Origin of the sequence: Flavobacterium ponti (assembly GCF_042652765.1) — a bacterium.
Classification (GTDB): domain Bacteria; phylum Bacteroidota; class Bacteroidia; order Flavobacteriales; family Flavobacteriaceae; genus Flavobacterium; species Flavobacterium ponti.
This window is the reverse complement of record NZ_JBHSGW010000004.1, coordinates 403,067-409,346: the sequence shown is the minus strand read 5'-3', so window position 1 is coordinate 409,346 and position 6,280 is coordinate 403,067. Positions and strand designations below refer to the sequence as shown.

The 6,280-nt window shown below is 31.0% G+C and carries 6 protein-coding genes and 1 pseudogene; 4 read left to right on the top strand and 3 right to left on the bottom strand.

Annotation, left to right across the window (positions count from 1 at the left end; genetic code table 11):
* Window positions 1-1,455 (bottom strand): annotated as a pseudogene (locus ACFO3U_RS07260) (hypothetical protein); the annotation flags it as partial.
* A 5-nt stretch (window positions 1,456-1,460) separates the two neighbouring features.
* Window positions 1,461-1,877 carry a hypothetical protein gene (locus ACFO3U_RS07255; protein WP_379739884.1) on the bottom strand — a complete coding sequence of 139 codons (417 nt, stop codon included), beginning with the start codon at window positions 1,875-1,877 and terminating at the stop codon, window positions 1,461-1,463.
* A gap of 164 nt (window positions 1,878-2,041) precedes the next feature.
* Between ACFO3U_RS07255 and folE the strand changes: the two genes are divergently transcribed.
* From folE to lgt, 4 genes are all read left to right on the top strand, one after another.
* Window positions 2,042-2,713 carry a GTP cyclohydrolase I FolE gene (gene folE / locus ACFO3U_RS07250; RefSeq protein ID WP_379739881.1) on the top strand — a complete coding sequence of 224 codons (672 nt, stop codon included), beginning with the start codon at window positions 2,042-2,044 and terminating at the stop codon, window positions 2,711-2,713.
* A gap of 130 nt (window positions 2,714-2,843) precedes the next feature.
* Entirely contained in the window at window positions 2,844-4,325 is a 1,482-nt protein-coding gene (gene cysS, locus ACFO3U_RS07245) for a cysteine--tRNA ligase (RefSeq protein WP_379739878.1), read from the top strand.
* Window positions 4,326-4,446: 121 nt separating this feature from the next.
* On the top strand, window positions 4,447-4,686 hold the full coding sequence (yidD, locus tag ACFO3U_RS07240; protein ID WP_379739875.1) for a membrane protein insertion efficiency factor YidD: 240 nt from the start codon (window positions 4,447-4,449) through the stop codon (window positions 4,684-4,686).
* A gap of 81 nt (window positions 4,687-4,767) precedes the next feature.
* Entirely contained in the window at window positions 4,768-5,691 is a 924-nt protein-coding gene (gene lgt, locus ACFO3U_RS07235; protein ID WP_379739872.1) for a prolipoprotein diacylglyceryl transferase, read from the top strand.
* A 62-nt stretch (window positions 5,692-5,753) separates the two neighbouring features.
* Here the strand turns inward: lgt and ACFO3U_RS07230 are convergent, their stop codons facing one another.
* Window positions 5,754-6,212: a gliding motility lipoprotein GldH family protein gene (locus ACFO3U_RS07230; RefSeq protein ID WP_379739869.1), complete on the bottom strand. Its 459-nt coding sequence runs from the start codon at window positions 6,210-6,212 to the stop codon at window positions 5,754-5,756.
* Window positions 6,213-6,280: the final 68 nt, after the last annotated feature.

The following is a 6,280-nucleotide window of genomic DNA, read 5'->3' as shown; positions in this document are numbered from 1 at the left end:
ACCTGTTATAGTTACCTCTCCTGTTAATCCCTCACATGTTGTGTTTGCCGAAATAGTAGCCGTGGGTAAAAGATTTACTATTAAATTGAAGGTGGTTGTATCAAAAACCGTTGGATTAATATTAGATTCAACACGAACATAAATCACTTGATTTGGACCACCGACGTAAGCAGTGGAAGGAATAGCTAAATCAGTAGAATTATTTGTTTGTGCACCTGTTAGGGTAGTATGATATGTTACTGAGTATTCTGTAGCATCTTGACCATTTAAGATAGCTCCGTCTTGAGTTGTTAAATCAAAAGGTTCAACACCATCATTAGAAGCATCATCACAAACAATCATGTCAGGTGGCATAGTAGCTGTTGCAACACAATTTACAACTAAATTAAACTCGGCATTTTGAAAACAGTCAGCATTATTTAAATTTTCAACACGAATATAAATTGGCATTGAAGAACATGTATTATAAGTTGAAGGGTTAGCAATTGGATTTATGCCACTAAAAGAGTCAAATAAATCCGTATAGAAAGTGACATTATAGTCAGCTGGATTCAAAGGACTTAACATGTTAGCTATTATTGATGTTAAATCAAAAGTTGGACAACAGTCACCTGTTGTATCAACTAGATCAGATGGTGTATTTAAGTCTGGAGGTGCAGAGAATGTAATTAATACATCATCAGTTGAACCAGCAGTACATCCTGGTCTGGTAGCTAATACAGACCATACTCCACTTTGACAAACTGTAACAGACTGAGTTGTAAGCGTAGGTTGTAAAACTGGCCCTGAACCTGTGTCTAAGAACCAAACAAAAGCTGGTGTTCCTGGTTGAGTTGTTGGTGAATTAAAATTAGCATTAATTGTATAACAAGTCGTTGTAGAACTACAAAAAATCTGATCTGGTCCTAAATCAACCCCACAAACCACATTACAATCAGTTGCTCCAGCACCTGTTTGTCCTAGATTGGTTTGAGTTAAAGTGATTTGACCAGATTGGTTAGAAAAATTGGTAATTAAAACCATATAAACTTGACCAGCAATTGCATTTGGTATATTTACATTTTCTGTAGCAGAACCAGAATAACTACAGTCTACAATATTATTAGGAATTGTTGTATTTCCATCTGGAAAATCATACAAATCTGTACAATTTGTTGAATTAAAAGGTCCCCAAACTATAAAATCTACATCTTGATTGTTATAATTTGGAGCATTACTACCTTGCGTTAATAAAAAATCCAAATTTCCAGATTGACTTATTGTCATATAAAACCAAGCTGGATTTGGAGTTGTACTCAAACAACCTATGGAGCCAAGTGAAGGAACACTTGTTGAGTTTGCAAAAGTTAATGTTGATCCTCCTGCACAAAAAGCAGAAGCTGTATCACATGTTGGACTTTGAGCATAAATAAAATTTAAGCAAAAAATCGTTATTAATAATATTATTTTTTTCATAGCAATTAATCAATAAAAGAATAATAATTCCAATCTTTTTCCTCAAGACAACTATCAGATTTTAAAAGAACTCTCCATTTAAAACATTTTGCAATCATGTCAACATGCTTAATATTTAACGAGTTTTTGTTTATTAAATCTTTACTTTTAAGATCTAATATAGTATAAACTTCTGTTTGAGTTCCATTAATACCTGTAAAACAATCGTAAATTTTAATAATTTCAATCGAAACAGAATCATTTGAGGATAACTTAGAAATATCCCATTTGAAATTTACAAATCTGTTTTCATAATCTAAGCCTTCTGGGTTTTTTTGAGCTTCGACAGAGTACTCGAAATTACAAGTAGATTTTGTTTCTTGAGCTTTTAAAGTGATTGACATAGTGAAAAGCATCAATGCTAGAAGTAGTTTTACTCTCATGTTTAATATATAATAGTTAATTAAGGGGCCGAAATGTACAAAAAATTAACACAAATTTAAACAAAATTGTGAAAATTATATAGCTTTAACATTTCTGCAGTTATTTGAAGTTTATTATTATCTTTGCATTTCGAAAAATTGCTATAAACTTATTGCATATAAATATGTCTAAAAACGAAGATTTTAATTTGGAAATTGGTGAAAACCACATTGGAACAAGTACACAAACTCCTTTGAGAGCTGATGCTTTTGCTATTTCTGATGAAGAGAAAATTGAATCCATAAAAAAAGATGTTGAGAGTATTTTAAATACTCTTGGAATGGACTTAACGGACGACAGCTTAAAAGGAACTCCAAATCGTGTTGCAAAAATGTTTGTAAAAGAAATTTTTGGTGGTTTAAATCCTGCTAAAAAACCAAGTTCTTCTACTTTTGACAACAAATATAAATACAATGAAATGCTAGTTGAGAAAAATATTGTTGTTTACTCAACTTGCGAGCATCATTTATTACCTATTGTTGGAAGAGCACATGTAGCTTATATATCAAATGGAACGGTTGTAGGTTTATCTAAAATGAATCGAATTGTTGATTATTTTGCCAAAAGACCTCAAGTTCAAGAGCGTTTGAATATTCAAATTGTGGAAGAATTACAAAAAGTACTTGGTACAGAGGATGTAGCTTGTGTAATTGATGCCAAACATTTATGTGTAAATTCTAGAGGAATCAGAGACATTGAAAGTAGCACCGTTACAGCTGAGTTTGGTGGTAAATTTAAAGAAGAAAATGTAAGAAGAGAATTCCTTGATTACATCAAAATGGATACTACTTTTTAATTTAACATTAAATTTCATTTATAAACAATATTCTAGCCCTGATAGAAACGGCATCCTTTTTATCTTGTTCTTAAAACGAGATAAAAAGATATAGTGGATAGCAGGATTAGCTTCAAAAAAAAATAAAAAAATGCAACTTTACAAAAACAACTCGTTACACTTATACAACACAACATCTGGTAAAAAGGAAGTATTTACTCCTATTTCGGAAGGAAATGTCGGTATGTATGTTTGTGGACCAACAGTTTATAGTAATGTGCATTTAGGTAACGTTAGAACTTTTATGAGTTTTGATGTGATTTATAGGTATCTATTGCATTTAGGTTACAAAGTAAGATATGTTAGAAACATTACTGATGCTGGACATTTGACTGATGATGGTAATGTGGAAAATGACCGTTTTGTGAAACAATCAAAATTGGAAAAATTAGAACCAATGGAAATTGTTCAAAAATATACGGTTGATTTTCATAAGGTTTTACAAGAATTTAATTTTTTGGAACCCACAATTGAACCAACAGCAACTGGACATATAATTGAACAGATTGAACTTACACAACAAATGCTTAAAGGTGGCTTTGCTTATGAAAGTAATGGTTCTGTATACTTTGATGTTTTGGCTTACAATCTAAAAGGACTTAATTATGGTGAATTAAGTAACCGTAATATTGAAGATTTATTTTCTAACACTAGAGATTTAGACGGTCAAAGCGAGAAAAAGAATCCACAAGATTTTGCCCTTTGGAAAAATGCTTCTCCTGCACATATTATGCGATGGAACTCTCCTTGGGGAGCTGGTTTTCCAGGATGGCATTTGGAATGTACTGCAATGAGCACTAAATATTTGGGTGAAAATTTTGACATTCACGGTGGTGGAATGGATTTAAAATTTCCGCATCATGAATGTGAGATTGCTCAAGCAAAAGCTAGCTTTGGTCATTCTCCAGTAAATTATTGGATGCATACCAATATGTTGACCATGAACGGACTTCGCATGAGTAAATCTACAGGAAATTATGTTTTACCTATGGAATTATTAGGTGGAAATAATCCGTTTTTTGAAAAGAGTTTTGATGCCAATATTGTTCGTTTTTGTTTTTTACAAGCGCATTACAGAAGTGTCTTAGATATTTCGAATGATGCTATGGTTGCTGCAGAAAAAGGGTTTAATCGTTTGATGGAAGGAATTGCTTTATTAGATAAATTAGTTCCTAGCTCTACTTCTACTCTTTCAATTGAAAAATGGAAACAGCAATGTTATGATGCCATGAATGATGATTTTAATACTCCAATATTAATTGCTAATTTGTTTGAAGGTATAAAGTATATCAATTTAGTGAACGACAAAAAAGAATCGCTTACTGCTGAAGATATCATTATATTAAAAGAAACTTTAAATGCTTTTGTATTTGATGTTTTAGGAATTAAAAATGTAAAATTATCTACCAATAATACTGAAAAACTTACTGGTGTAGTAGAAATGTTAATTACAATGCGAAATGAAGCTAGAGCCAATAAAAATTGGGCTTTATCTGATGAAATTCGTGATAAATTAGCTGCTCTAGGTGTTATTTTAAAAGATGGAAAAGACGGAACAAGTTTTTCTGTTTAAACTAATAAGACTACTGATTAAAGATTTTTTTTGGAACACAGATTAAAGAAATTGAAGAAATTTGATTTTTTTTAAAAATTATATTGAAAATAAATCCGTTGGCTTAAGCCTAACGAAATGAATGAGAATTATTTTGAGCTTAAAAAAAATACTTATTTTCCCATTTGTGCTTTTGGTGCGTTTTTATCAAGGGGCAATATCTCCATTTACACCAGCTGCTTGCAGATTTGAACCAACTTGTTCTCATTATACCGTTGAAGCACTTCAAAAACATGGACTATTTAAAGGAGGTTGGTTGGCTATTAAACGAATTGCAAGTTGTCATCCATGGGGAAAAAGCGGATATGATCCTGTTCCATAATTTAAAGACTAAACTTTAATGTTTTTTAACACCTAAACAAATAATAATCTTTATTTTTACCTTTTAAAGTAAATTACAATTATGAATAACGCATTATATATGGTTTGGAATCCTTCAGAAGGTTTTGATTTAGGATTTATAACACTTCGGTTTTATAGTTTAATGTTTGTAGTAGCCTTTGGAATAGGTTGGTACATTATGAAAGCAATTTACAACCGTGAAGGGCAGTCAATAGAAAAATTAGATAATCTTTTTGTTTATACTGTAGTTGCGACTTTAGTTGGTGCTCGTTTAGGACATGTTTTCTTTTATGATTGGGCTTATTTCAAAAATCATTTATTGGAAATATTATTACCCATGCGAGAAACTGCTGATGGATGGGAATTTACAGGTTTTGCTGGTTTAGCAAGTCATGGTGCTGCAATTGCTATTATTCTTGTGATGTATTTCTATAGTAAAAATGTAGTTAAGAAGCCAATCTTATGGGTTTTAGATAGAATCGTAATTCCTGTCGCTAGTGGTGCTATATTTGTACGTTTAGGCAACTTTTTTAATTCTGAAATTGTTGGTAAAGAAACTACATCTTCTTTCGGAATTAAGTTTATAAGAGACAAATTCAACCCAAGAGAAGCTTTTGAGAAAACCAATATTTCTGATGTAAATGATGCTTACAAAGCCATTGAAACGAATCCTCAGTTTTCTGAAGCATTAGCAGAAGTAACTCCTAAGCATCCTGCTCAATTGTATGAAGCTTTTGGTTACATTTTTGTTTTTGCTATACTATTTTATATGTATTGGAAAACAGATGCTAGAAACAAACAAGGTTTACTTTTTGGAACATTCTTAATATTACTTTGGACAGTAAGATTTATTGTAGAATTCGTAAAAGAAAGTCAAGGTGGTTTTGAAGAAAGTCTAGGTTTACTTTCTACTGGACAATGGCTAAGTATTCCTTTTATAATTGCTGGATTATTCTTCATATTTAGAGCTAAAAAAGTAGCTTAAAAAAAGTCCAACTCAGAAAAAAAGTATCAAGGTTTTAAAACAATCTTGATACTTTTTTTATTTTATTTCGAACGATTAACTGTTAAGCCAATTCCAAGAACATTAGGTAAAAATCCATATTTTGATTTATTCCCTATTGAAATTGAATAGTCACCAATTGCCAGTTTTTGATTTGATTTGTAGGTATAATATAAGTCACAAATATCTCCTCCACATTCAGCCAAATGTTTTCCTGAGTCATCTTTAATTGGTAAGTCTAAATTTTCTATTGTTTCATTTCCGTCTGGATTTTTCATTTTTATAACCAAAGGAACACTTGCCATATCATAATCATAGATATGAGAAAACTCAATGACAATATCATAATTTTTTTCTTCAGAAATTGAAAAATCATAGGTTTTACTATCGGAGTCTTTCCATCGATTAGATTCAAAATTTTTATCAAATTGATGGTAAACTTTATTTTTGTTACAAGAAACAAATAGGATAAAACTGAATAGCATTATAAGTTTTAATTTCATATTGATGTATTAACATTAAAAATAATTTCAGAAAGGCAATATACAAAATCTAAAACATAGCAAGTATA